Consider the following 26,151-nt stretch of genomic DNA (forward strand, 5'->3'; position numbering starts at 1 on the left):
GTTAAGCAAATTTATAAAAATGAAGACACAAAAAAGAGAATTAACAATCTTTTATGAAGTGTGAAAGCATTATTTTTGTGACTAAATTTTTAAAGATGATTAAAAGGATAACGCTTTTATTAGTTTTATTATTGTTAGTAATAGCTTGTAAAGAAGAAAAAAAACAAAATATAACGAAGCTTCAAGGAGCTGTTTTTGGAACGACTTACCATATTACTTATGTGAGTAGTGAAGACTATCAAAAAACCATTGATAGTCTGTTTGTTTTGGTAAATAAATCATTGTCAACGTATATGCCTACTTCTGATATCTCAAAAATTAATCAAGGAGATACTACAATAGTTGTTGATGATATGTTTGTTGAAGTGTTTGAAAAAGCTAAAAAAATTTATAAAGAAACTGATGGGTATTTTGATCCAACTATAGGAAGATTGATTGATGCATATGGATTTGGGTCAGGTAAGGAAAAAAAGAATCTAACTACTGAGGAAATTTCAGCCTTAATGGAACATGTGGGGTTTGATAAAGTTTCTTTAAAGGATAGAAAAGTTCATAGAGAAAGCTCAGATATAGAGTTTAATGTAAATGCTTTCGCTAAAGGTTATGGTGTTGATGTGGTAGGTAGATTTTTAGAATCGAAAAATGTTCATGATTATTTAGTAGAAATAGGAGGTGAGATTAGAGCTAGAGGTACAAAAGATGGAAAATTATGGAAAGTGGCTATTGAAAAACCAAATGTTGACGGAACACGCTCTATTCAAAAAGTAATTGAATTGGATAACGAGTCAATGGCAACTTCTGGAAATTATAGAAAATACAAGGTAAATGCTGAAGGAAAAAAAATAGTACATACGGTAAATGCAAAGACAGGATTGGCAGAGGAAAGTAACTTATTAAGCGTGTCAGTTCGTTTAAAAGGAGATTGCGCTGATGTAGATGCTTATGCTACTGCTTTTTTAGCAATGGGCCTAGAGAAAACAAAAGTATTTTTAGAAGAACACCCAGAGTTAAAGGTGGTGTTACTATATCATAATGAAGCAAATGAGTTAGCAGAGTATACTAATTAATTTTTATAGCATACAGGCAAAATTTCGCCTTTCATTAAAGCAAATCGTTCTAGTTTTTCTGGGGCGATTTTTTTTGTATAGTCTATTTCATCAACTGTAAAACCTATAGAACGTAGTTTGTTAAAGTAATCACGACCGTATACGCGAACATGGTCATACTGGCCAAATATTTTTGCACGCTCTTTGGGGTCTGTAATCGAATTGTCTTCAAAAGTAACTTCTCTAGATAAATCTTGAGGAATTTGAAAAATACCAAACCCACCAGTTTTCATTACACGATACAATTCTTGCATTGCTTTCGTGTCGTCAGAAATATGTTCTAATACATGATTACAAAATACTACATCAAAAGAATTGTTTTCAAAAGGAAGGTCACAAATATCTGCTTTTACATCAGCAATAGGTGATTCTAAGTCAGAAGTAGTGTACTCTAGGTTCGATTGTTTTCTAAAAAGATCTAAAAAACATTGCTCTGGAGCAATATGTAATACTTTTAGTTTTTTCTCAGAAGAGAAAAAGTTGCTTTCTTGTTGCAAGAACAACCACATTAAACGATGTCTTTCAAGCGACAATGTAGAAGGGGAAAGTGCGTTCGGACGTTGTTTTCCATATCCATAAGGTAAAAGTTTACGAAACGATTTTCCATCGATAGGATCCGTAAAATTATCTCCTTTTAACCACCAAGCTATAATTGGGCGTGCCCAATAGCTAGCTTTGATTAATATTGGTCTTGGAATTGTATTTAGTATTACTTTAAATAAAGACACAAATTATAAGACTAATGGTTGTTGTCTGAATTCGTCTTCCTCATTACTTTCAATACCTAACGCATCGTATATATACTTAAAGGTAGATAATAACTCAGGTTTACCATCAATAATAGCTACATCGTGCTCAAAGTGGGCAGAAGGTTTATTGTCTAAAGTAGTGATGGTCCATCCGTCACTGTGTTGGCGAATTTTTTGTGTTCCTAAGTTTGTCATAGGCTCAATGGCAACTACCATACCTTCAATAAATTTTTTACCTCGTCCTCTGCGTCCATAGTTAGGCATTTCAGGATCTTCGTGCATTTTACGTCCTAATCCGTGACCTACTAATTCACGAACAACACCATAGCCATGCTTTTCAGTGAAGTTTTGAATAGCAAATCCTACATCTCCAACACGATTTCCTACTTTAAATTCACGAATACCTACATATAAACTCTCTTTAGTAACGTCAAGTAGTTTTTGAGTTTCAGGAGCAATTTCACCTACAGCAAACGTATAGGCATGATCTCCATAAAAATCATTTTTTATAGCACCACAATCAATAGAAATGATATCACCTTCTTGTAAAGGTGTGTTATTTGGAATTCCGTGAACTACTTGTGAGTTTGGACTCATGCAAAGAGTGTTAGGGAAATCATACAAGCCTAAAAAACCAGGAATGGCACCTTGCTCACGAATAAAGTCTTCGGCAAGTTTATCAAGATACAATGTAGTAACCCCGGGTTTTACTTCTTTGGCAAGCATACCTAAAGTTTTTGATACTACTAAAGCACTTTCGCGCATTAATTCAATTTCTTCTCTAGTTTTTGGTTTAATCATGGTAAAAATATTGAGGCGCAAATTTACAGTTATTTTTGATATGGATGTTTGTATTCTTGACCAGATAGTATTTTTAAGAAATCTTCTTCAACTGAGCTATCTTCAATAGCATGTTCTACAAAACGACCAATTTCTTTTCCATCTTTATAAAATATAAAGGTTGGAACTCTAATTACATTAAAGCCTTCTTCTAGTCCGTTAGCTTTTTTCTGACGGTTTACAGTAACCAATTCAAGGTTCTTATAGTCGAATTCTGCTTCGTCTAAAATTTTATAAAAATTAGGGATTTCTCTTTTACTATCTCCACACCAAGTTCCCATAAACCCTTTTATTTTTATGTCTTTTAAGTATGGTTTTAGTTTTTCTACGGTACCCTTGTCTGTTTCGTAATATGAATAAAAATCGTTGAACCAATCACTCCCATATGGTTCTTGCTGAAAGTCTTTTTTAGTAGCGATACCAACTAAATTTCCGTTTTCGTTTTTGGTTGCTAGGTTTTTAGGAGTAGACGCACAAGAAACAATAAGTAAGGCTACAAAAAGGTATACGATTTTTTTCATAAGATTAATTTTTAAATAAGCGAATGTTGTGTCATTTCTTCAGGTTGCTCAACACCCATTAGTTTTAAAATAGTTGGAGCAACATCGCCTAAAATACCACTTTTTATTGATTTTAATTCTTTATCGATTAAAATCATAGGGACTGGGTTGGTAGTATGAGCTGTATGTGGTGTTCCGTCTGGGTTAATCATTGTTTCACAGTTTCCGTGATCTGCAATTAAAATAGTAGTATAGTCGTTATCTAGTGCTGTGGTAATTACATCTTTTACACAATCATCAACCGCTTCACAGGCTTTAACAGCAGCTTCAAAAACTCCTGTATGTCCTACCATATCACCATTTGCAAAGTTTAAACACACAAAATCAACATCACCGCTTTGTAGTTCAGGAACAATAGCATCTCGAATCTCATAAGCACTCATCTCAGGTTTTAAATCATAAGTAGCTACTTTTGGTGACGGACACAATAAACGTTTTTCTCCTTTAAACTCTTCTTCTCTTCCACCAGAAAAAAAGAAAGTTACATGTGGATATTTTTCTGTTTCAGCAATTCTAATTTGACTTTTTCCTGCTGATTCTAATACTTCACCCAAGGTGTTTTCAATGTTTTTTCCGTCGTAAATAACATGAATATTGTTAAATGTGTCATCATAATTTGTCATAGTAACAAAATACAATGGTAATTTCTTCATGTTGAACTCAGGAAAATCTTTTTGACTCAAAGCTTCTGTTAATTGACGTCCTCTATCGGTTCTAAAATTGAAGAAAATAACAACGTCGTCTTCTTTAATTGTAGTTTTTGGTTGGTTGTTTTCATCAACCATAATTATAGGCTTGATGAACTCATCGGTAACGTCTGTATCATAACTTTGTTGAATGCTAGTTGAAGCATCCGAAGAAAAAGAGCCTTCTCCATTCACTAAAGCATCATAAGCAAGCTGTACACGTTCCCAACGATTATCACGATCCATAGCATAGTAACGACCAGTGATTGTAGCTAATTCACCCGTAGTTTCTTGCATATGTTCTTGAATGTCGTTGATGAAATATTTTCCTGATTTTGGATCACAATCACGTCCGTCAGTAAAAGCATGTAGATAAACATTATCTAAACCAACATTGTTAGCTGCAGATAATAGTCCTTTTAGATGGTCAATATGAGAGTGAATTCCTCCATTAGAAACCAATCCTAAAAAATGAACATTTTTATTGTTTGCCTTTGCATATTCAAAAGCGTTTAGAAGTTCCTTTTCTTGTGCTAAAGTTCCATCTTTTACAGCCTTGTTGATTTTAGCTAAGTTTTGATATACAATTCTACCAGCACCTAAATTCATATGCCCAACTTCAGAATTTCCCATTTGTCCTACAGGTAAACCAACATGTTCGCCATCAGTTCTTAACTGTGCATGAGGAAATTTATCGTATAACGAATTTATAAATGGGGTTTTAGCGTTGTATATGGCCGATACTTTTGGATCTTGGGTAATTCCCCATCCATCCAAAATCATTAAAATTACTTTCTTGTTCATTTGTTGTGTGTTGCACTGCAAAAGTAAGAAAGATTTTTGGGGAATATTTTAGGAATTCACAAAAACAAAAGCAATGTATATTAATATCCCAAAGAATAAAAGGTAGAGAATACTCTTCTTAACCAGTTGGGTTTTGTTTCTTTTTTCAACTTTATGTCTTACCAGGTTACTTGGTCTTGATACAATCTTCCATTATAGTCATTAAAATCTCGAATTTTATTGTAATCAAAAGTCTTTAAGTTAAATTCCCAAATTGCTGGTTTTTCACTCCAAGGATCGATTAAAATTCTAAAAATATCATCATTTACATATTTTAATGAATGTATCCACTTTAAATCTTCATTCTCAATTCTTTTCCATGATTTTTGGGTCCAAATAGTTAAGTGGTCTCCTCCAATCACAGCCCATTTATTATTCTTGTCTATGAGTCCACAGTCGGGATCTCCATAAAAATCATCTTTTAAAAGTATTTGATTTGTTGACTTATTTATTAGGAATGTATCTTCCCATTCATGTTCAATTTTTAATTTTTCAGTTTCATAAAGTGTTTTTCTCATTTCTGTTTGTTTTATAAAACAAATAATTATTTTCTATACTTACGAATAGCCTCTTTAATTTTCTCAATTCTGTTTTCAGGATCAGGATGCGTACTTTGAAACTCAGGAATTCTATTTGGTCCTGCTGCAGCTTTTAAAATTTCCATTACACCAATTAAGTTTTCAGGATTATAACCCGCATCAATCATTAATTTTACGCCTAATTCATCACTTTCTAGTTCATCACCACGACCGTTCTTTAACAAAGTTTGTTGTCCAATATTATTAGCTAATTGTCCTAAATCAGCACCAACAGAAGCTCCCATGGTTAAAAGCTTCCAAAAATTTGCGTCAGTAATTCGTTCATTAGAATGTTTTCCTAAAACATGACCAATTTCATGTCCTAAAACTCCTGCTAATTGATCTTCGTTTTTTAGTTGAGAAAACAGAGCATGAGTAATGAAAACCTGTCCGCCTGGTAAAGCAAAAGCATTAATAGTTTTTTCGTCTCTTAATAAATGAAAATCGAACTGATAGCCAGATTTTTTAGCTATCGTGTTGTTTACAAGTTTTGCACCAACTTTGTCTACAAGTGCTTGAGCATTTTCGTTAGGGTATAAACCTCCATGCTGTTGAGTCATTACAGGAGTTTGTTGTAGTCCGATAGCGATTTCTTGTTCTGGAGATAGGCTAACTGCTTGTGTTTTTCCTGTGTAAGGGTTTACCTCTTGTTGACTGCATTTACGTAAATAAGCAAAAGCAACTATAGCTATACCTATAAGTAAACGAGTTTTTAAGCCTCCTTTAATTTTCATCAATAAGTTGTTTTATTAGTCCCAAAAGTAAAAGTACAAAATATATAATTTAACGGATATCAATTTTTTGTGAACTATAAAAAACTTAAATTTACACAGCAAAACAAACAACATTATGGAGCCTCACTTTGAATTAAACGAAGTTACTAAGAAGTTACCCAAGCACTTACATAAATTTGTGGTAAAACAACCGTACGATGAATATACTGCTCAGAACCAAGCAGTATGGCGTTATGTAATGCGTATGAACGTAGATTATTTAGGGAAAGTAGCGCATGATTCGTACTTAGATGGATTGAAAAAGACAGGTATTTCCGTAGAGAAAATTCCTCATATGCAAGGAATGAACCGTATTTTAAAAGAAATAGGTTGGGCAGCAGTATCTGTTGATGGTTTTATACCACCAAATGCTTTTATGGAGTTTCAAGCATACAACGTGTTAGTGATTGCATCTGACATGCGTACGATAGATCATATCGAATACACACCAGCTCCTGATATTATTCATGAAGCTGCAGGGCATGCGCCAATTATAGCAAACCCAGAATATGCTGAGTATTTACGTCGTTTCGGAGAAATTGGAGCGAAAGCGATTTCTTCAGCAAAAGATTACGAAATGTATGAAGCCATTCGTTTGTTATCTATCTTAAAAGAAGATCCAAATTCTACTCAAAAAGAAATTGATGAAGCGCAAGAAAAAGTGGAGTGGTTACAAGATAATATGGGAGAGCTTTCGGAAATGGCTCAAATAAGAAATCTACATTGGTGGACAGTTGAGTATGGATTGATAGGAACTCTTGATGATCCGAAAATTTATGGAGCTGGATTGTTATCTTCTATAGGAGAAAGCAAATGGTGTATGAAAGATGAAGTAGAAAAAGTTCCATATACATTAGATGCTGCTAATGTAAGCTTTGATATTACAAAACCTCAACCTCAATTATTTGTTACGCCAGACTTTGCTCATTTAAGTTTGGTATTGGAACAGTTTGCTAATAAAATGGCAATACGAACTGGAGGATTAAAAGGAATAGAAAAACTAATAGATTCTAAAAATTTAGGAACTATTGAATTGAGTACTGGTATTCAGATATCAGGTGTTTTTACAAATGTAATAACAGATGAGAATAACAAAGCTATTTATGTGCAAACTACAGGACCTACTGCCTTAGCAAATAGAGATAAAGAGTTAATAGGTCACGGTATAAATTATCATGCTGAAGGTTTTGGTAGTCCAATAGGAAAGTTAAAAGGAATTAATATTCCGATAGAAAATATGAGTCCGCGTGATTTAAAAGCGTATGGAATTTACGAAGGAGAACAAGTTACGTTAGAATTTGAAGGAGGGGTAAAAGTAGTTGGAGAAGTTATTACAGGAACAAGAGATTTAAGAGGTAGAATTCTATTGATTTCCTTTAAAAACTGTACTGTAACTCATGGTGACACATTATTATTTCACCCAGATTGGGGAGTGTATGATATGGCAGTTGGTGTTGAGGTAGTGTCGGCTTTTGCTGGATCTGCTGATGTAGCTTCGTTTGGAGATATAGGAAAAGTATCGGAAACTAAAACGCATAAAATTCAATATTCTGATTCAGATAGAAAGTTATACGGTTTGTATGACAGAGTAAGAGAGTTAAGAGAGGGTGGCATGGTTTCTGAAGAAGATATTGAGGAAATTTTTACAGAAGTAAAATCGAAGTTTAAAAATGATTGGTTGTTGCCGTTAGAGTTGTTAGAATTGGCAACACTAAACAATTTTTCAATAAAACAAACGTTACGTGAATATCTTGAAAACATGAAAAGTAACAAGAGTTACACTACGTTAATAGAAAACGGTTTACTTTTGTTGGAAAATTACCAAGAAGTATAACATGGGATTATTTAATTTATTTAGAAAGAAGAATATGAGTAACGAAATACAGGAATATTTAGCTAAAGGAGCGATTGTGTTAGATGTGAGAACTTTAGCGGAATGGAATGAAGGGCATAGCGAAGGAGCTAAGCATATTGTGTTAGCTACGATTCCTACAAATGTAGAGGAAATTAAATCGTGGGATAAGCCAGTAATAGCAGTATGTAGAAGTGGAGGTAGAAGCGGGCAAGCAGCACAGTTTTTACAAAACCATGGGGTTGATGTAATTAACGGAGGTCCATGGCAAAATGTAGATCAATATTTAGTAAAATAAATATATAAAGATTAGAATTTTATAAAAGGAAATGCTTGTAAAAGTGTTTCCTTTTTTTGTTGTAGCTTTTTTAAAAACAACTGATGTGCTTCAGAGTTTGGATTAAAGGGTTTATGGTTTAATCCTCTTTGAATGGTATCAACTTGTTGCATGGTTTGATATGAATCTTCCATAATCCAAACCTCTTTAAACTTTTCCCAGATATAATTAATAGCTGTTTGGTTCGGGTGAATCATATCTTCATTGTAAAAACGATAATCACGTAACTCGTCCATCATAATTTCATACGAAGGAAAATAGTAAATAGCACTTCTTGGTTCTACTACTTCATGAATAGCTGAAAGTAAATGTGCTTTACTTCGTTGATTCTCCATAAAACCATCTTTAAGATGACGAACAGGTGATACTGTATAAATAACCGATATGTTTTTATTAACTGATTTTACAAGAGAATTAATAGCTTGTAAGCTTTCAGAAGTTTCGTCAACACTTAATAATTCTTTTAAAAATTTTTTCTGAGGAACTTTATGGCAATTAGCAACTAATGTATCCGAGATAATTTCTCGATATATCCATGCGGTACCTAGTGTAATGATAAGGTGTGTGGTGTTTTGTAGTTGTTCAAAAGTTTGTTGTATGTATAAGTTTAAGCTGTTTAATAATTCATTTTTATTCATAGTACTTAAACTTGAATGTGCTTCAAAAGAGTGCCAGCGTTCATTATGAAAAAAAACATCTTTGTCAGTATATTTTTCTTTGTTTAGGGCTTTTGTAATTAAATTTTCAATAGCCTTAGGATGGAATAAAATACCAAAAGGATTTTGTTTTGACTGAAACTTATAATAATCAAGTTTATTACCAATATTTTCAGAAAAACAAGAACCAAGCAATAATAATTTGGATTGATAACTAATTTGATTATGTTTTTGTTTTGTAAGTGGTATTTGTGTCTGAAAATTCATGATTTTTAAGAAAAATAGCTACCAAAAATAAGTATAAAATATTCATAAGAAGCACTATAAGTTTGTAGTTTATGAAAATTTGTATCTTTGTTCAAAAGAATTTAGAATAAATTGAACAATATAAAATCTACTTTCACAATTAAAGACCTGGAAAACATTTCAGGAATTAAGGCTCATACTATTCGAATTTGGGAGAAACGATATGATCTGTTATCACCTGATAGGACAGATACAAATATTCGTTATTATTCTTCTGAAAACTTACAGAAGTTGCTTAATGTAGTGTTGTTGAATAAAAACAATATAAAGATTTCTAAGATTGCTGAAATGTCTGATGATACAATTGTTTTAAAGGCTAGAGAGTTGGCTTTTAAAATGGCTGTAAATGACGAAGCAATAAACTCTTTTAAGTTGGCAATGTTTCAGTTTGATAAAACGTTATTTAACAATGCTTACAATAGGTTGCTTAAAAGAAAAACGTTTAGAGAAATCTTCAAAGATGTTTTTGTACCTTTCTTAAATCATATAGGATTGTTGTGGCAAACAGACACGTTGTTGCCAGCGCATGAGCATTTTATTTCGAATTTAATTGTCCAAAAAATTCAAATAAACATAGAGAAGTTAGAGTACTCTAATAATAATTCAGAAACGAGTTATGTGTTGTTCTTACCTGAAAATGAGATTCATGAATTAGGATTGATGTACCTAAATTATGAGCTTATACTAAGAGGGTATAACACGATTTATTTAGGCCAAAGTCTACCTTTAGATAATTTAGATTGTTTTTTTAAAAGTAAATCGAAAGTTTGTTTTATTACATCTATGACAGTTCAGCCTTATGATGATAAAATAGAAGAATATTTTTCAGAAATTGAAGCTGTACTTGAAAATACTAACCATGAATTGATAGCTATAGGAAACAAAGCGATGGCTGTTGATAGTATAGATTTTAAAGCTAAAATAACAGTGTATTCTTCTCTTAAAATTTTTTTAAATCAGTTCTAATTTTTTTTGAGTAACTTAATTTTGTTTATCTTTTATTTGTTTTTGTTAGACAAAAAATGTAATTTTGACTAATGTTTTGATTTTCAAGACATATTTTTTTAATGAAACTAATTTTGTTTAATGTTTTTTGATATAAAATAAACAAAGTCTGCCGAAGCTGAAAAGTAGACTATAAAAAATAAGAGTAAGCAATAATTTAAAGTGTGAAATTATGAAAGTAAAGAATTTGACCTCGGTGTTGTTTTTGGGTTTGTTTTTAAGTTTTGGTTTATTAACATCATGTAGTGATGATGATCCGATTATAGAAAAGCCAAAGTCTATAGTTGATATTGCGGTTGCAGATTCAAATCTAAGTATTCTAGTGTCTGCTTTGCAAAAAGCTGATTTAGTATCAGCATTACAAGCTGATGGACCTTTTACTGTTTTTGCTCCAACTGATGCAGCATTTCAGTCGTTGTTAGATAGTAATGACTCATGGAATTCATTAGATGATATTCCAGTAGAAACATTAAAGGCGGTATTATTATTTCATGTGATAAGTGGTGAAGTAAAAGCGGCAGATTTATCTAATACTTATGTGAGTACCTTATCAACAGGTCCAAATGATGAGATGTTGTCATTACAAGTAGAAGTTGATGGAGCAGTGGAGTTCAATGGAGATTCAAAACCAATAGCTACAGATGTTATGGCTTCAAACGGAGTTATACACACAATAGATAAAGTAATGTTACCTGCTAATGTAGTGACTTTAGCATTAAATAATAGTGGTTTTACTTCTTTGGTAGCAGCGTTAACAGATAGCCGTCATACTACAGACTTTGTTTCTTTATTAAAAGAGGATGGACCATATACAATCTTTGCTCCTACAAATGATGCATTTCAAGCATTGTTAGATAGTAATGGTTCTTGGAATTCATTAGCAGATATTCCTATTGCAACATTAGAAGCAGTATTAAAGTATCATGTGTTTGCGGGAGGAAATGTACAGTCAGATGAATTAAGTGATAATCAAGAAATTACAATGTTTGATGGCAATATAGTTACAGTTGATTTATCTAGCGGAGCAAAATTAGATACAAGTTCAGGGCAGTCAGTTGTAATCTCTTTAACCGATGTGCAAGGAACTAATGGAGTAATCCATGTAGTAGATAGTGTTCTTTTACCTTAGTTTTATAGTAATGTGTTGATTACGAGTGAAAAAATATTTTCACTCGTAGTTAATTTAATTATATTTATAAGAAATAATTTGAAAAAAAAAGTATACATAATAGGTTCAGGATTCTCTTCTTTGTCGGCATCATGTTATTTAGCTAAGGCTGGGTATGAAGTAACTGTGTTAGAAAAAAATGCTACCATTGGTGGGAGAGCAAGACAATTGTTGAGAGAAGGGTTTACTTTTGACATAGGTCCTACATGGTATTGGATGCCAGATGTTTTTGAAAAGTTTTTCGCAGATTTTGGTAAGAAGCCATCAGATTACTATGAGTTAGAAAGATTAAATCCGGCTTATGAAGTGTACTTTGGAGAAAAAGATTCAATTATAGTTCCAGGAACACTAGATGAGATTTATGAGGTTTTTGAAAAAGAAGAAAAGGGAAGTTCAAAACACCTGAAGTCTTTTTTAAAATCAGCAAAATACAATTATGATGTTTCTATAAATGATTTAGTTTATAAACCTGGTGTTTCTCCTTTAGAATTAGTAACTCCAGTTACTATGGGTAAAATATTTCAGTTTTTTTCTACCATTAGACATGAAGTAAGAAAGAAAATTAAAAGTAAGAAGCTGATTCAAATTTTAGAGTTTCCAGTATTGTTTTTAGGTGCAAAGCCTAGTAATACACCTGCTTTTTACAATTTTATGAATTATGCTGATTTTGGCTTAGGTACATGGCATCCTAAAGGAGGTATGTACAAAGTAATTGAAGCTATGACTACATTAGCTACTAGTTTAGGAGTAACGTTTCAAACCAATGCAAATGTTGAAGAGATTGTAGTAAATGACAAGGGAGAAACAATTGGTGTTGCGGTAGATGGAAAACTAATGGAATCTGATGTAGTGTTAAGTGGAGCAGATTATCATCATACAGAAACTTTATTGCCTAAATATCTAAGACAATATTCTGAAAGTTACTGGGATAAAAAAACATTTGCACCATCATCATTACTCTTTTATGTAGGTTTTGATAAGAAATTAAAAAATGTATGCCATCATACTCTGTTTTTTGATACAGATTTTGATGTGCATGCAAAAACAATATATGATGTTCCTAGTTGGCCAAAAGAACCATTATTTTATGCGAGCTTTCCCTCAGTAACAGATGGTTCTTTTGCGCCCAATGGAAAAGAAGCTGCTACTTTTTTAATTCCATTAGCACCTGGTATAGAAGATACTCCAGAGCTAAGAGAGCGCTATTTTAATATTATAATAGAAAGGTTAGAGAAATTAACAAATCAATCAGTAAAAGAGCATGTGCTTTTTAAAGAAAGCTTTTGTGTAAATGACTTTGTTAAGGAATACAATTCTTACAAAGGAAATGCATACGGATTGGCGAATACTTTAACACAAACAGCATTTTTAAGACCAAAAATAAAAAGTAAAAAAGTAAAGAATTTGTTCTTTACGGGGCAGTTAACAGTACCAGGACCAGGAGTTCCCCCATCTTTAATTTCAGGAAAAATAGCTTCAGATTTAATTTTAAAAACGTACAAAGATGAAACAATTGTTTGATGAGGTTTCTTACGCATGTAGTAAGTTAGTAACTCAAAAGTATAGTACCTCGTTTTCGTTAGCCACGAAGATGTTATCACCAAAAATACGTGCTGATATTTATAATATCTACGGTTTTGTACGCTTTGCGGATGAAATAGTAGACTCTTTTCATGAGTATGATAAAGAACAATTATTACTAAAATTTGAAAGAGATTATTACGAGTCGAAGAATAGAGGAATTAGTTTAAACCCTATTCTAAACTCTTTCATACATACTGTAAATAAGTATAAAATTTCTGATGATTTAGTACAGTCGTTTTTAAAAAGTATGAAAGCTGATTTGTACAAAACAGAATATACAACTACAGAAGAGTATAATGAATATATATATGGTTCTGCCGATGTTGTTGGATTAATGTGTTTAAAGGTTTTTGTAAATGGAAATCAACAAAAGTACGAGGAGCTAAAAGAGCCCGCAATGCGTTTAGGGTCAGCATTTCAAAAAGTGAATTTTCTAAGAGATCTGAAAGAAGATTTTAATGAATTGAATAGGTCTTATTTTCCAAATATCAATTTTGGGGATTTAAGTGCGGAAGGAAAAAATACGATTATTAAAGAAATAGAAGACGATTTTGACTTTGCTTATAAAAACGGTATTTTAAAGCTGCCAGTTGAAGCAAAATTCGGAGTTTACATGGCGTATAGATATTATAAAAAGTTGTTAAAGAAGCTACAAGATACGCCTTCAACAAAAATTATGGATACTAGAATTCGAATTTCAAACCCTATGAAAATTAATCTTCTAGCAAGAAGTTATGTAAGGTATAAATTGAATTTAATATGATAAAAAGTGGTATCTTAGGAGTACTGTTTTTTATGTCGATTATAGGCTTCAATAATGCACCTAATTTTGTTATAGAGTACCATGAATTAGCTACAAAAGAAGCAGAGTTATCTTACATAAAAAAATATAAAAAGAGTAAAGAAGTAAGTATACAAGCCTACGTAATTTCTTTACAAATGAAACAGGCAAAATATAAAATGATGCCGTGGAGTAAATTGAAAGTTTTTAATACAGAAAAGCATAAACTAGAAACACTAATTTCAAAGAATCCTAACAACATTCATTTAAGATATGTTCGCTTAGTAATACAAGAAAATACACCAAGTATTTTAGGATATAAGTCTTCTATAAAAAAAGATAAACAGTTTTTAAAAGAAGAACTCCAAAAAAAAGACAGTACAAATTATTTACATACATATATAATTAACAATACATCATTATGAATATAGCAATTTACATAGCAGTTACTGCACTAACATTTATTGTTATGGAAGGAGTTACTTGGTGTACTCATAAATATGTAATGCATGGTTTTGGATGGTATTTACATGAAGATCACCATCAACCAGGATATCCACATGTGTTTGAAAAAAACGATGCCTTTTTTGTGGTTTTTGCTATTCCTAGTATGTTGCTTTTTTACTTTGGAATTCATCCAGAATTAAATGTTTTGTTCTTTATAGGTCTGGGAATATTGTTTTATGGTATAGCTTATTTCTTGGTACACGACGTATTAATTCACAGAAGGTTTAAGTGGTTTGACAAAACAAATAACCAATACTTAAAAGGATTACGAAAAGCACATAAAATTCATCATAAACATTTGGGAAAACACGACGGAGAATGTTTCGGTATGTTGTTTGTGCCCTTTAAATACTTTAATAAAAGACAGTGAGTCAGTATTTGTATCTAATATTAAACCTAGGTAGTTTAAGTATTCCGCTATTATATAGTGTTTTTGAAAAAAAATTACACTTTATACAATATTTCAAACAAGCAGCGCTTAGTATTTTATTAGTCGCCTTGTTTTTTTTGATTTGGGACAGTTGGTTTACGCAAATAGGAGTGTGGGGTTTTAACCCTGATTACCATTTATCCTTAAAATTACTGCACATGCCAATAGAAGAATGGATGTTCTTCTTTTGTATACCCTATGCATGTCTATTTACACATGAAGCATTAAAATTTTTATATCCAAAGTTTAAAATGTCAAAGTCAATGACAGTAATCATAAGCTTTTTACTCATAGTTTTAGTGAGTTTATTATTGGTTTTTAACTTCGGAAAATGGTATACAACAGTTAACTTCATACTATTCTTATTGCTGTTGGGCTATGCGTTAAAATATCATTTGAATACGTTACAAGAATATTACCCAAGCTTCTTGGTAATATTAGTTCCTTTTTTACTTGTCAACGGAATTTTAACAGGAAGCTTTATAGAAGAGCCAGTAGTTTGGTACAATAACGCAGAGAATTTAGATTTTAGAATTTTTACGATACCTATTGAAGACATTTTTTATGCATTTACAATGTTGTTTTCAGTACAGTTAATCTTCAATTCTTTAAAAAGAAAAAAACTTGAAAGAAAATAAATACATACGATTTTTAATATTCCTAATAGCTAATTTTTCAGCTTTAGCTATTGGAGCTTGGTTAATGAACGAAGGACCAAGAACAGATTGGTACTTATCTTTAAACAAAGCTCCATGGACACCAGCGGGTTGGGTTTTTGGAGCAGCATGGACAACCATTATGGTATTGTTTTCTGTATATATGACTAGAGTGAGTTTTCAACATGGATTTTTAAACAAAAAAGCACTCATTTTATATATAGACCAATGGATTTTAAATGTAAGCTGGAATTATATTTTCTTCAATCAACATTTAACAAAACTAGGTTTAGTAGTAATCGCTTTATTGTGGATACTTGTAGGTTATTTCACTTTTGAGTATTTAAAAAAAGTAAAATGGTATACACTATTTATTCTTCCATATCTAATATGGATGACGATTGCAACTAGTCTCAACGCATACATCGTATTAAACAATTAAATCATGGCAAAAAAAAAGAATATAACTCAAGAAAAAATAATAGAATGGTATATGAACGCTGTACTATCAGCAGGTAAACCAAACTCCATATTTTCTTTCGCACAAGAAAACAACTTTGAAGAGGCAGATTTTTACAAACATTTTTCAAGTTTTGAAAGTTTAGAAAAAGCTATTTTCGGAGTTTTTGCTAAAGAAACTATTCACTTATTACACAAAACAGAAGCATACAAAGATTATTCATCAAAAGATAAATTATTAAGTTTTTACTTTACTTTTTTTGAACTGTTAACAGCTAACAGATCGTACGTGTTGTTACAATTCAAGGAAATGAAAACCGACTTTTCAAGATTATCTGTATTGAAAGAGTTGCGAGTAGAATTTATTGATTTTGTAAACGGATTAGATCTTGAAAAAATTGACTTTAAAAATGAAAAAGTAAATAAAATTCAAGATAAAACTGTTGCAGAAGGATATTGGATGCAGTTACTAATGATCTTAAAATTTTGGATAGATGATGAATCACCTAGCTTTGAAAAAACAGATCTTTTTATAGAAAAATCAGTCAAAGCAAGTTTTGATATTCAGCAAATAGCACCTGTAAAAAGTGTGATTGATTTAGCAAAGTTTTTGTGGAAAGAAAAATCACCAATGGTATGAAAACGCTAAATAAAATACCAACCTCAAAAATAGAACGAGCTACAAAACTAGTTTCAACAGGAGTAAAAGTAGGTGTAAATTATGCTAAATATTACGGTAATAAAATCACTAAATCAGAAGAGGAAGCTAAAAAGCAGCTTAATGAAGATAATGCTACCGATATTTATGATGGGTTAAAAGAGCTAAAAGGTTCAGCATTAAAAGTAGCGCAAATGCTAAGTATGGAAAAGAATATTTTACCCAATGCTTATGTAGAAAAATTCTCATTATCTCAGTTTTCAGTACCACCATTATCAGGACCTTTAGTAACCAAAACATTTAAAAAATACTTCAGCAAAACACCTAATGAAGTTTTTGACACGTTTACAGCAGAATCAGTAAATGCAGCAAGCATAGGACAAGTTCATAAAGCGACGAAAGACGGAAAAAAGTTAGCTGTAAAAATTCAGTACCCTGGAGTAGCGGATAGTATTTCAACCGATTTAGCGATGGTAAAACCCATTGCAATGAAAATGTTTAACATCAAAGGCGAAGGCTCTGACGAATATTTCAAAGAAGTTGAAGACAAGCTTTTGGAGGAAACTAATTATGAATTAGAGCTAGCTCAGAGTAATGAAATTGCTGATGCATGTAAACATATTCCAAATTTAAAATTTCCAAGCTACTATCCAGACTTGTCATCAGATAGAATTTTAACGATGGACTGGATGGATGGGGTTCACCTGTCAGAATTTACTAAAGAAGAACAAACTGAAGATGTTTCAAACAAACTAGGGCAGGCTTTGTGGGATTTTTACATGTACCAAATGCACAAGCTAAAAAAAGTACATGCAGACCCGCATCCAGGAAACTTTTTAGTATCCAAATCAAACGAACTTATTGTAATTGATTTTGGATGCATGAAAGAAGTTCCTGAAAGTTTTTATGTGCCTTATTTTGAATTAGCAAAACGAGAGAATATAGATAATCCTGCTTTCTTTGAAAGCAAACTGTATGAGTTAGAAATTTTAAGAAAAGACGATACTCCAGAAGAAATAACCTTTTTTAAGTCGCTTTTTTATGAGATGTTATCACTCTTTACACAACCTTTTCAGCAAGAAGAATTTGATTTTTCTGATGCCGTTTTCTTCGGAAAAATAGCTGATTTAGGTCAAAAATATGCCAAGAGTACAGAACTAAAAAAGATGAACGGAAATAGAGGGTCAAAACACTTTATTTATATTAATAGAACATTTTTTGGTTTGTATAACCTAATGCACGATTTAAAAGCAAACAAGGTAAAAATAAATAATTTTAATACAATATAATGCATTTTACGCGTCAAGAAATAGACGAGTTTCCTCATCTTTATAAAATAAATTTGATGAATAGTATTTCTGGTTACAAACCAGCAAATCTTATTGCGACAAAATCTAATGACGATATTACCAATGTAGCGGTGTTTAGCTCTGTAGTGCATTATGGTTCAAGCCCAGCAATACTAGGTTTTGTATTGCGTCCTACAACCGTTGTGAGGAATACATATAACAATATCAAAGAAACGGGTTACTACACAATTAATGCTATTAATGAAGCAATGATAGAAGAGGCGCATCATACCTCGGCTAAATATCCGTCAGAAATTTCAGAATTTGATAAAACAGCACTTTCGGAAGAATTTAAAAACAACTTCCATGCTCCATTTGTAGCAGATTCACCCTTACAAATAGGAATGAAGTTTTTAGAAGAACATCATATAAAAGCTAACGGAACTATTTTAGTTCTAGGAAAAGTTACTGATTTGTATTTTAAAGACAATATGCTTTCAGAAGATGGTTTTTTAAACCTATCCAAAGAAAAAGTAGCTGCAATTAATGGATTAGATACCTATATGGTTGCAGAAAACTATACAAGATTATCATATCAAAGACCAAAGGAATGAAGATCTTAGTTACAGGCACAACAGGTTATATAGGAAAACGATTAATTGTTAGGTTGCTGGAAAATAACCATCAATTAGTCTGTTGTGTTCGTGATTTAGATAGAATACCAGATGAGTTTGAAAATAATCCGAATGTTACTTTTATAAAAGTAGATTTTTTAAATACAGAAAATACAGTTTTTCCTAAAGATATCGATGCTGCGTACTATTTAATTCATTCGATGGCGACGACATCAGAAAATTTTGAAAACTTAGAATTAACCTGTGCACAGAATTTTAAAAAACTAGTAGAATCTACTAATTGTAAGCAAGTGGTGTATTTAAGCGGAATAGTTAATGACAATTCGCTGTCCAAGCACCTAAAATCAAGATACGAAGTAGAAAAAGAGTTACAATCAAACAGTTATGCCTTAACGACCTTTAGAGCAGGAATTATTGTAGGAAGTGGAAGTGCTTCTTTTGAAATTATAAGAGATATTGTAGAAAAGCTTCCAGTAATGGTAACACCAAAATGGTTAAAAACGAAAACACAGCCTATTGCAGTTAGAGATGTATTAGCATTTTTAGAGAACAGTTTACAAGTTAAAGAGGTCTACAATAAATCTTTTGACATCTGCGGTCCTGAGATATTAACTTATAAGGAAATGTTGTTACAGTTTGCAGAGGTAAGAGGGTTTAAAAGATACATTTATACACTTCCAGTATTAACACCAAAACTATCTTCTTATTGGCTGTATTTTGTAACATCTACATCTTTTAACCTAGCACAAGCCCTAGTGGATAGTATGAAGGTTGAAGTAATCGCAAAACCAAGTAACATTAATACGTTACTTAATGTGGAGCCCATAACCTATAAAGAAGCAGTAGCACTAGCGTTTCAAAAAATAGAGCAAAACGAAGTAATTTCTAGCTGGAAAGATGCCATGAGTAGTGGAATTTTTCACGATCAATTGGCAAAACATATACAAATACCTCAATACGGCTGTTTTAAAGATATAAGAGTTAGAGAAATACAAAACGAGGAGAATACATTACACAAAATTTGGAGCATCGGAGGAGAAACAGGGTGGTACAAGTTTAATTCTCTTTGGAAGATAAGAGGATACGTGGATAAACTTTTTGGAGGTGTTGGATTGCGAAGAGGTAGAAGACATCCCACAGAATTAGAGCCAGGAGACCCACTCGATTTTTGGAGAGTATTGTTAGCAGATAAAAAAAATAAACGATTGATTTTATTTGCTGAAATGAAGTTACCAGGTGAAGCATGGTTAGAATTTAAAATAGAAAAAGGTAGGCTACATCAAAGAGCCATTTTTAGACCCAAAGGAATTTTGGGGAGAATGTATTGGTATAGCGTTTTACCTTTTCACGCATTTGTATTTAAAGGAATGATTAATCATTTAATAAAAGCGTAATTATGAAAACAATTGTAGTAGTAGGAGGCAGTAGCGGTATTGGTAAAGCAATTATTGATGATTTAAAAGACACTCATAAAATTATCAATATAAGTAGAACCCAGCCAGAAACTCATCAACATATAACACATTACACTTGTGATATAACAAAAGATGGACTTCCAGAGTTAGAGGAAGTACATGGATTGGTATATTGCCCGGGAAGCATTAATTTAAAATCATTTTCAAGATTAAAAATAGCTGATTTTCAAGCTGATTTAGAAATAAACGTAATAGGAGCAATTAAAACACTGAAAGCTTATGAAGGGGCTTTGACAAAAAATAATGGAAGCGTTGTGTTGTTTAGTACTGTAGCTTCGTTTTTAGGAATGCCTTTTCATGCAAGTGTCGCAACAAGTAAATCAGCAATTGAAGGATTAACAAAATCATTAGCGGCAGAATATGCAACTAAAATCCGATTTAATGCCATTGCTCCTACAGTAACCGATACACCATTGGCTGCTCGTTTATTACGAAATGAAAAACAACAAGAAAGTTTACAAAATAGGCATCCGCTAAAAAAATATTTAAAAGCAGAAGAAGTAGCAGGATTAGCAACCTTTTTACTTTCAGACGCAGCTGCGTCAATGACAGGACAAATAATTCCCATTGATGCTGGAATTGTAAGTGTAAAAATGTAGAAAATGAAATGGTTTTTAATTCTAAGTTTTCTTATGTGTTTGAATGATGAAATTATAATTTTTGATAAAGACAACAACACACAAAAGTGGTATATCACTAACGATACTGTAATGGGCGGTGTTTCTAATTCATCCGTTAAGATTAATAATGAAGGAAATCTTGTTTTCTCAGGAAGAGTTTCAACTGAGAATAATGGAGGGTTTGCTATGACCAGAATGTCAACGGCTATAAATTTAAATGACCAACATTCAAAAATTATATTAAGAGTAAAAGGAGATGATAAGCAATATCAATTACGATTAAAGTCAGACGAATCTCAACGTTATTCTTATGTGCAAGCATTCAGAACCAACAAACAAGAACAAGAAATTGTACTACCACTAAAAGGATTTTATCCCGCTTTTAGAGGTAGAAAGTTAAATTTTGGTAATTTTTCTGCTAACCAAATAAAAGAAGTAGCAGTTTTAATAGGAAACAAAAAGGATGAAAAATTTTCGTTAGAAATAATAAAAATAGCAATTCAATAAAATGAACACAGTAAAAATATTCTTAATCATGGCATTATTTAGTTTTTCAGGAAAAGCACAAACAGTTGCTCCTAAAGAATCGTTATACGATATAAAAATAGAGGGAATTGATGGGGAAAATTTAGACCTTAATCAATTTAAAGGAAAGAAAATACTATTTGTAAATGTAGCATCAAAATGTGGCTTTACAAATCAGTATGAAGGTTTACAAGAACTATACTCAAAACACAAAGATAAGTTAGTAATTGTAGGTTTACCATGTAATCAATTTGGTGGGCAAGAACCAGGAACAATAAAAGAAATTCAATCATTTTGTAGTGTAACCTATGGAGTAGATTTTCCTATGACAGAAAAAATTGAGGTTAAAGGAGAAAATCAACACCCGTTGTACCAATGGTTAACACAAAAAGAGAAAAATGGAAAAATGAGCTCTTCAGTAAAATGGAATTTTCAAAAATATTTGGTAGATGAAGAAGGAAGGCTAATTGATGTTTTTTATTCAATTACCAAACCAATGAGTAAGAAAATCACCAAACTGTTATAATGATTCATTTCAAAAAACATTCAGGAATTTATACTTTATCAACAGAGCAAATTTTAAACGTTCCGTTGAAGCAAGCGTGGGATTTTTTTAGTTCTCCAGAAAACTTACAAAAAATAACCCCTTCACACATGGGGTTTCAAATTACTTCTGAAGTTGATAAAAAAGCGTATGCAGGACAAATAATTACCTACAAAGTAGGGATTTTACCAGGTATAAAGTCTAGTTGGGTTACTGAAATAACACAGGTAAAAGAACAACAGTTTTTTATAGATGAACAGCGATTCGGTCCTTATAGCATGTGGCATCACGAACACTGGTTTGAAGAGTTGCCAAATGGAAAAACATTGATGAAAGACAAAATATCATACAAAATACCTTTTGGTTTTTTAGGGCATATAGCCCAGTCAATCTTTATAAAAAGGCAGTTAAAAGGAATTTTTGAACATCGTTATAGTACGTTAGAAAAACTATTTAATGGAAAATAAAGTATCGGTTTTTTGGTTTCGTCGAGATTTACGTTTAGAAGATAACAAAGGACTACATGAAGCCCTACAATCAGGTCATAAGGTAATACCATTATTTATTTTTGATAAAGATATTTTAGAAAATCTTCCTAAAAATGATGCGCGTGTAACGTTTATTTATCAAACGCTACAAAAAATAGATAAAGAGTTAAGAAAACATCAATCATCTCTTATAATAAAAAAAGGAAAGCCTTTAGAAGTATGGAGGGAACTTATAGAAGAATATACAATTCAGGGAGTTTATACAAATAAAGATTACGAACCTTACGCAACTAAAAGAGACAAGGAAATAGCTGACTTTTTAACATCAAAAGGAATAAGATTTAATGCTTTTAAAGATCAAGTAATTTTTGAAGAAAACGAAGTTTTAAAAAACGACGGAACTCCATATACAGTTTTCACACCCTATAAAAACAAATGGTTGCAAAACTTTTTTGAAAAGAAAGATACACAAGGTTTTACGATTGACTTTGTTAACTTTTATCAGTTTTCATCTGAATTTCCATCATTAGCTTTCGTAGGTTTTGAAGAAAGTACAATTAAAGTAAAACCATATAACTTATCTAATTTAGATTTGTATGATGAGGTGAGAGATTTTCCTGCTGAAGATAAAACTTCATACTTGTCGCCATACCTGCGTTTCGGATTGGTAAGTACTCGAAAAATGGTTCGATTTGCGTTAACAACAAACGAAACTTTTTTAAGTGAACTGATTTGGCGTGAGTTTTTTATGCAGATTTTATATCATTTTCCAAAAGTAGTTACTCAGAACTTCAAACAAAAGTACGATGCAGTTCCTTGGAGGAATAAGGAAGAAGAGTTTAGAAAATGGTGTGAAGGTAACACAGGGTATCCTATGGTAGATGCAGGTATGCGAGAGTTAAATGAAACAGGATACATGCATAACAGAGTACGAATGATTACTGCTGGGTTTTTATGTAAACATTTATTAATAGATTGGCGTTGGGGAGAAGCGTATTTTGCAGAAAAGCTGTTGGATTATGATCTTTCAGCAAATAACGGAAATTGGCAATGGGCAGCAGGTACGGGTTGCGATGCAGCTCCGTATTTTAGAGTATTCAACCCAGAATCACAGTTAAAAAAGTTTGATAAAGATTTGCAGTATGTTAGAAAATGGATAAAAGATTTTGATGAACTAACCTATCCGCAACCAATGGTAGAACACAAGTTTGCGAGAGAACGAGCGATAAGTACATATAAAAATGCACTGCAATAAAAAAGGTTCAGAATTTTCTGAACCTTTTTAGTATGTATTAAGCGATATAATCTTTTGCTCTTTCTAATGCTTTTGGAATTCCACCAGGGTTTTTACCTCCTGCGGTAGCAAAGAAGTTTTGTCCACCTCCACCACCATGGATTAGTTTTCCTAATTCTCTAACTACTTTTCCTGCATCATATCCTTTTTCATTAGCCAAGTCTTTAGATATATAGCAAGTTAACATAGCCTTTTCAGCAGAAGGGGCAGTGGCAAATACTACAAATAAATTGTTAATTTCTCCACCCAATTCAAATAATAAGTTTTTAATGCTGTTAGGGTCTAAATCTACTTTAGTTGCTAAAAACTGAACTCCATTTACCTCTTGTAATTGGTTTTTAAGTTCGCCTTTCATGTTTTTAGCTTTATCCTTTAATAGTTGCTCAACTTGCTTTTTTAAAGCAGCATTTTCGTCTTGTAAGCTACTAACTGATTTGGTTACATCTTTAGGATTCTTTAATAACTGTTTTACAGCATCGTAATTACGCTCAACATCTTCAAAATAATTACCAACAGCTACATTAGTAATTGCTTCAATACGACGAATACCAGCAGCAACAGCACCTTCCGATTTTATTTTGAAATACCAAATATCACCAGTTTGTTGTACGTGTGTACCTCCACATAATTCCATTGATTGTCCAAAACGAATGGTACGAACACTGTCTCCATACTTTTCACCAAATAAAGCTACAGCACCTTCGTCAATAGCTTGTTGCATCGGTATATTTCTTTGCTCTTGTAATGGAAGATTTTCACGAATACGAGCATTTACGAATTCCTCAACAGCCTCTAATTGATCATTGTCTACTTTAGAGAAGTGAGAAAAATCAAAACGTAAATAATCAGGACTAACCAACGAACCTTTTTGTTCTACATGATCTCCTAAAATAGTACGTAAAGCTTGGTGTAATAAGTGAGTAGCTGAGTGATTACTAGCAGCTAAACTTCTATGTTCTTTATTTACAACAGCCTTAAAAGTTTCGTTTAAGTTTTTAGGTAAATTCTTAGCAAAATGAATGATAACATTATTCTCTTTTTTGGTGTCAAGCACGTAAATAATATCACCATTAGGAGATTCAATATATCCTTTGTCACCAACCTGTCCACCACCTTCTGGATAAAAAGGAGTCATGTTGAATACCAGTTGATATTGGTCACCACCTTTTTTGGTACTAACTTTTCTGTAACGAGTAAGTTTTACATTAGTAGCTAGTATGTCGTATCCAATAAATTCTTCAACATCATCGTCTAGTAAAACAACCCAATCACCCGTTTCACTTGCAGAAGCTGCACGAGAACGCTCTTTTTGAGCTTTCATACCTGCATTAAATTCCTCTTCATTAATTTCATACCCCTTTTCACGAGCAATTAACTGCGTTAAATCTAAAGGGAACCCATAGGTGTCATATAATTCAAAAGCACGTTTACCAGATACAGTTTTACCATTAGTAGTTGCTATAACTTGGTCTAATAATAATAACCCTTGATCTAATGTGCGTAAGAAAGAAGTTTCTTCTTCTTTAATTACATTGTGTACTAAAGTGTTTTGTTTTCTAATTTCAGGGAAAGCACTTCCCATTTGGTATGCTAAAGTTTCTACTAACTTATAAATAAAAGGCTCTTTTTGGTTTAAGAAAGTAAAACCATAACGAATAGCACGACGTAAAATTCTACGTATTACATAACCTGCACCATTATTACTTGGTAATTGACCGTCTGCAATAGCAAAAGCAACAGCACGAACGTGGTCGGCAATTACACGAATAGCAATGTCAATTTTTTCATCTTTTCCATATTTAGCACCAGTAATTGTTCCTATTTCACGAATTAAAGGAGTAAAAACATCAGTATCGTAGTTAGATTGAACACCTTGTAAAACCATACATAAACGCTCAAACCCCATACCAGTATCGATGTGTTTCGCAGGAAGTTCAACTAAAGAACCATCTGCTTTACGGTTGTATTGCATGAATACTAAGTTCCAGATTTCAACAACCTGAGGATGATCTTCATTTACTAACGATTTTCCGTCAACTTTAGCTTTTTCTTCTGCTGAACGAATATCTACATGTATCTCAGAACACGGACCACAAGGACCTTGCTCGCCCATTTCCCAGAAGTTATCCTTTTTATTACCCATTAAGATACGATCTTCAGCAATGTACTGCTTCCAAATATCGTATGCCTCTTGATCCATTTTTGTACCATCCTTTTCATCACCTTCAAAAACAGTTACGTACAAAATGTCTTTATCTACTTTGTAAACTTCAGTTAATAATTCCCAGGCCCAAGCAATAGCTTCTTTCTTAAAGTAATCACCAAAACTCCAGTTACCTAACATTTCAAACATGGTGTGGTGGTAAGTATCGTAACCAACCTCTTCCAAGTCATTATGTTTACCAGAAACACGTAAACACTTTTGGCTATCAGAAACTCTACCATTTTTAGGAGTTGAGTTTCCTAAGAAAAACTCTTTAAATGGCACCATACCAGCGTTGGTAAACATTAAAGTAGGGTCGTTTTTTAACACCATTGGTGCTGAAGGAACTATTTCGTGTTGTTTTGATTTAAAAAAATCTAAAAATTTAGCTCTAATATCTTGAGATTTCATACAACTCTGGGTATCTGGATTTTGTTAAAATATGTTTAAAAAACTGCTTATAAAAAGAAGTTTTAAAAGATTTTGTAAATTTGTGAGTTTTCAAATTGTACATCCCCTCTAAGGATGCTTAATTTAAAAAGCA

The 26,151-nt window shown here is 32.2% G+C and carries 28 protein-coding genes; 20 read left to right on the plus strand and 8 right to left on the minus strand.

What is annotated here, in order from left to right:
- Positions 1 to 95: 95 nt before the first annotated feature.
- On the plus strand, positions 96 to 1,067 hold the full coding sequence (locus tag ACTPNM_RS03945) for an FAD:protein FMN transferase (protein ID WP_440120705.1): 972 nt from the start codon (positions 96 to 98) through the stop codon (positions 1,065 to 1,067).
- Here ACTPNM_RS03945 and ACTPNM_RS03950 read toward each other — a convergent pair.
- The 6 genes from ACTPNM_RS03950 to ACTPNM_RS03975 all read right to left on the minus strand — a co-directional run bounded on the left by ACTPNM_RS03950 (position 1,064) and on the right by ACTPNM_RS03975 (position 6,096).
- A complete protein-coding gene (locus ACTPNM_RS03950; RefSeq protein ID WP_440120706.1) occupies positions 1,064 to 1,834 on the minus strand; it encodes a class I SAM-dependent methyltransferase in 771 nt (256 codons plus the stop codon). The genes ACTPNM_RS03945 and ACTPNM_RS03950 overlap by 4 nt on opposite strands.
- A 3-nt stretch (positions 1,835 to 1,837) precedes the next feature.
- The gene (gene map / locus ACTPNM_RS03955) at positions 1,838 to 2,656 is read right to left on the minus strand and encodes a type I methionyl aminopeptidase (protein WP_440120707.1); all 819 of its coding nucleotides are present in this window, start codon (positions 2,654 to 2,656) and stop codon (positions 1,838 to 1,840) included.
- Positions 2,657 to 2,685: 29 nt separating this feature from the next.
- Positions 2,686 to 3,216, minus strand: coding sequence for a thioredoxin family protein (locus ACTPNM_RS03960; protein WP_440120708.1), 531 nt, complete (start codon positions 3,214 to 3,216; stop codon positions 2,686 to 2,688).
- A gap of 11 nt (positions 3,217 to 3,227) precedes the next feature.
- Positions 3,228 to 4,745 (minus strand): 2,3-bisphosphoglycerate-independent phosphoglycerate mutase, encoded by a 1,518-nt coding sequence (gpmI, locus tag ACTPNM_RS03965; protein WP_440120709.1) that lies wholly within the window; start codon positions 4,743 to 4,745, stop codon positions 3,228 to 3,230.
- Between the two features lie 158 nt (positions 4,746 to 4,903).
- Entirely contained in the window at positions 4,904 to 5,302 is a 399-nt protein-coding gene (locus ACTPNM_RS03970; protein ID WP_440120710.1) for a hypothetical protein, read from the minus strand.
- A gap of 26 nt (positions 5,303 to 5,328) precedes the next feature.
- Entirely contained in the window at positions 5,329 to 6,096 is a 768-nt protein-coding gene (locus tag ACTPNM_RS03975) for a M48 family metalloprotease (RefSeq protein WP_440120711.1), read from the minus strand.
- Between the two features lie 115 nt (positions 6,097 to 6,211).
- On the opposite strand from ACTPNM_RS03975, the gene ACTPNM_RS03980 reads away from it, so the two are divergent.
- Both ACTPNM_RS03980 and ACTPNM_RS03985 read left to right on the plus strand, forming a co-directional pair.
- Positions 6,212 to 7,969, plus strand: coding sequence for an aromatic amino acid hydroxylase (locus ACTPNM_RS03980; protein ID WP_440120712.1), 1,758 nt, complete (start codon positions 6,212 to 6,214; stop codon positions 7,967 to 7,969).
- 34 nt (positions 7,970 to 8,003) lie between these two features.
- Complete coding sequence (locus ACTPNM_RS03985) at positions 8,004 to 8,285, plus strand: rhodanese-like domain-containing protein (protein ID WP_099216052.1); 282 nt, start codon at positions 8,004 to 8,006, stop codon at positions 8,283 to 8,285.
- A gap of 11 nt (positions 8,286 to 8,296) precedes the next feature.
- On the opposite strand, the gene ACTPNM_RS03990 is transcribed toward ACTPNM_RS03985, so the two are convergent.
- On the minus strand, positions 8,297 to 9,247 hold the full coding sequence (locus tag ACTPNM_RS03990; protein WP_440120713.1) for a GSCFA domain-containing protein: 951 nt from the start codon (positions 9,245 to 9,247) through the stop codon (positions 8,297 to 8,299).
- Between the two features lie 111 nt (positions 9,248 to 9,358).
- On the opposite strand from ACTPNM_RS03990, the gene ACTPNM_RS03995 reads away from it, so the two are divergent.
- The 17 genes from ACTPNM_RS03995 to ACTPNM_RS04075 all read left to right on the plus strand — a co-directional run bounded on the left by ACTPNM_RS03995 (position 9,359) and on the right by ACTPNM_RS04075 (position 23,365).
- Positions 9,359 to 10,252: a MerR family transcriptional regulator gene (locus tag ACTPNM_RS03995; protein ID WP_274640785.1), complete on the plus strand. Its 894-nt coding sequence runs from the start codon at positions 9,359 to 9,361 to the stop codon at positions 10,250 to 10,252.
- 211 nt (positions 10,253 to 10,463) lie between these two features.
- Positions 10,464 to 11,420 carry a fasciclin domain-containing protein gene (locus ACTPNM_RS04000; RefSeq protein ID WP_440120714.1) on the plus strand — a complete coding sequence of 319 codons (957 nt, stop codon included), beginning with the start codon at positions 10,464 to 10,466 and terminating at the stop codon, positions 11,418 to 11,420.
- A gap of 78 nt (positions 11,421 to 11,498) precedes the next feature.
- Positions 11,499 to 12,980 carry a phytoene desaturase family protein gene (locus ACTPNM_RS04005; protein ID WP_440120715.1) on the plus strand — a complete coding sequence of 494 codons (1,482 nt, stop codon included), beginning with the start codon at positions 11,499 to 11,501 and terminating at the stop codon, positions 12,978 to 12,980.
- Positions 12,964 to 13,806, plus strand: a complete 843-nt coding sequence (locus tag ACTPNM_RS04010) for a phytoene/squalene synthase family protein (protein ID WP_274640782.1) — start codon at positions 12,964 to 12,966, stop codon at positions 13,804 to 13,806. The genes ACTPNM_RS04005 and ACTPNM_RS04010 overlap by 17 nt, the downstream gene beginning before the upstream one ends.
- A complete protein-coding gene (locus ACTPNM_RS04015; protein ID WP_440120716.1) occupies positions 13,803 to 14,249 on the plus strand; it encodes a hypothetical protein in 447 nt (148 codons plus the stop codon). Before ACTPNM_RS04010 ends, ACTPNM_RS04015 begins: the two co-directional genes overlap by 4 nt.
- Complete coding sequence (locus ACTPNM_RS04020) at positions 14,246 to 14,701, plus strand: beta-carotene hydroxylase (RefSeq protein ID WP_440120717.1); 456 nt, start codon at positions 14,246 to 14,248, stop codon at positions 14,699 to 14,701. The genes ACTPNM_RS04015 and ACTPNM_RS04020 overlap by 4 nt, the downstream gene beginning before the upstream one ends.
- Positions 14,698 to 15,399 (plus strand): lycopene cyclase domain-containing protein, encoded by a 702-nt coding sequence (locus ACTPNM_RS04025; protein WP_440120718.1) that lies wholly within the window; start codon positions 14,698 to 14,700, stop codon positions 15,397 to 15,399. Before ACTPNM_RS04020 ends, ACTPNM_RS04025 begins: the two co-directional genes overlap by 4 nt.
- Positions 15,386 to 15,859: a TspO/MBR family protein gene (locus tag ACTPNM_RS04030; protein WP_440120719.1), complete on the plus strand. Its 474-nt coding sequence runs from the start codon at positions 15,386 to 15,388 to the stop codon at positions 15,857 to 15,859. The genes ACTPNM_RS04025 and ACTPNM_RS04030 overlap by 14 nt, the downstream gene beginning before the upstream one ends.
- Positions 15,860 to 15,862: 3 nt before the next feature.
- Complete coding sequence (locus tag ACTPNM_RS04035) at positions 15,863 to 16,516, plus strand: TetR family transcriptional regulator C-terminal domain-containing protein (RefSeq protein ID WP_440120720.1); 654 nt, start codon at positions 15,863 to 15,865, stop codon at positions 16,514 to 16,516.
- Complete coding sequence (locus ACTPNM_RS04040; protein WP_440120721.1) at positions 16,513 to 17,823, plus strand: ABC1 kinase family protein; 1,311 nt, start codon at positions 16,513 to 16,515, stop codon at positions 17,821 to 17,823. Before ACTPNM_RS04035 ends, ACTPNM_RS04040 begins: the two co-directional genes overlap by 4 nt.
- A 56-nt stretch (positions 17,824 to 17,879) precedes the next feature.
- Positions 17,880 to 18,437, plus strand: a complete 558-nt coding sequence (locus ACTPNM_RS04045; RefSeq protein ID WP_440120722.1) for a flavin reductase family protein — start codon at positions 17,880 to 17,882, stop codon at positions 18,435 to 18,437.
- A complete protein-coding gene (locus ACTPNM_RS04050; RefSeq protein ID WP_440120723.1) occupies positions 18,434 to 19,852 on the plus strand; it encodes an SDR family oxidoreductase in 1,419 nt (472 codons plus the stop codon). Before ACTPNM_RS04045 ends, ACTPNM_RS04050 begins: the two co-directional genes overlap by 4 nt.
- Before the next feature lie 2 nt (positions 19,853 to 19,854).
- Positions 19,855 to 20,532: an SDR family NAD(P)-dependent oxidoreductase gene (locus ACTPNM_RS04055; RefSeq protein ID WP_440120724.1), complete on the plus strand. Its 678-nt coding sequence runs from the start codon at positions 19,855 to 19,857 to the stop codon at positions 20,530 to 20,532.
- Between the two features lie 3 nt (positions 20,533 to 20,535).
- Positions 20,536 to 21,060, plus strand: a complete 525-nt coding sequence (locus ACTPNM_RS04060; RefSeq protein WP_440120725.1) for a CIA30 family protein — start codon at positions 20,536 to 20,538, stop codon at positions 21,058 to 21,060.
- Between the two features lies 1 nt (position 21,061).
- Positions 21,062 to 21,604: a glutathione peroxidase gene (locus ACTPNM_RS04065; RefSeq protein WP_440120726.1), complete on the plus strand. Its 543-nt coding sequence runs from the start codon at positions 21,062 to 21,064 to the stop codon at positions 21,602 to 21,604.
- Positions 21,604 to 22,089, plus strand: a complete 486-nt coding sequence (locus ACTPNM_RS04070) for an SRPBCC family protein (protein ID WP_440120727.1) — start codon at positions 21,604 to 21,606, stop codon at positions 22,087 to 22,089. Before ACTPNM_RS04065 ends, ACTPNM_RS04070 begins: the two co-directional genes overlap by 1 nt.
- A complete protein-coding gene (locus ACTPNM_RS04075) occupies positions 22,079 to 23,365 on the plus strand; it encodes a cryptochrome/photolyase family protein (protein WP_440120728.1) in 1,287 nt (428 codons plus the stop codon). Before ACTPNM_RS04070 ends, ACTPNM_RS04075 begins: the two co-directional genes overlap by 11 nt.
- A 37-nt stretch (positions 23,366 to 23,402) precedes the next feature.
- On the opposite strand, the gene alaS is transcribed toward ACTPNM_RS04075, so the two are convergent.
- Positions 23,403 to 26,018: an alanine--tRNA ligase gene (gene alaS / locus ACTPNM_RS04080; RefSeq protein ID WP_440120729.1), complete on the minus strand. Its 2,616-nt coding sequence runs from the start codon at positions 26,016 to 26,018 to the stop codon at positions 23,403 to 23,405.
- Between the last annotated feature and the right edge of the window lie 133 nt (positions 26,019 to 26,151).

Source organism: Tenacibaculum sp. Ill, assembly GCF_051938915.1.
Taxonomy (GTDB): Bacteria; Bacteroidota; Bacteroidia; order Flavobacteriales; family Flavobacteriaceae; genus Polaribacter; species Polaribacter larymnensis.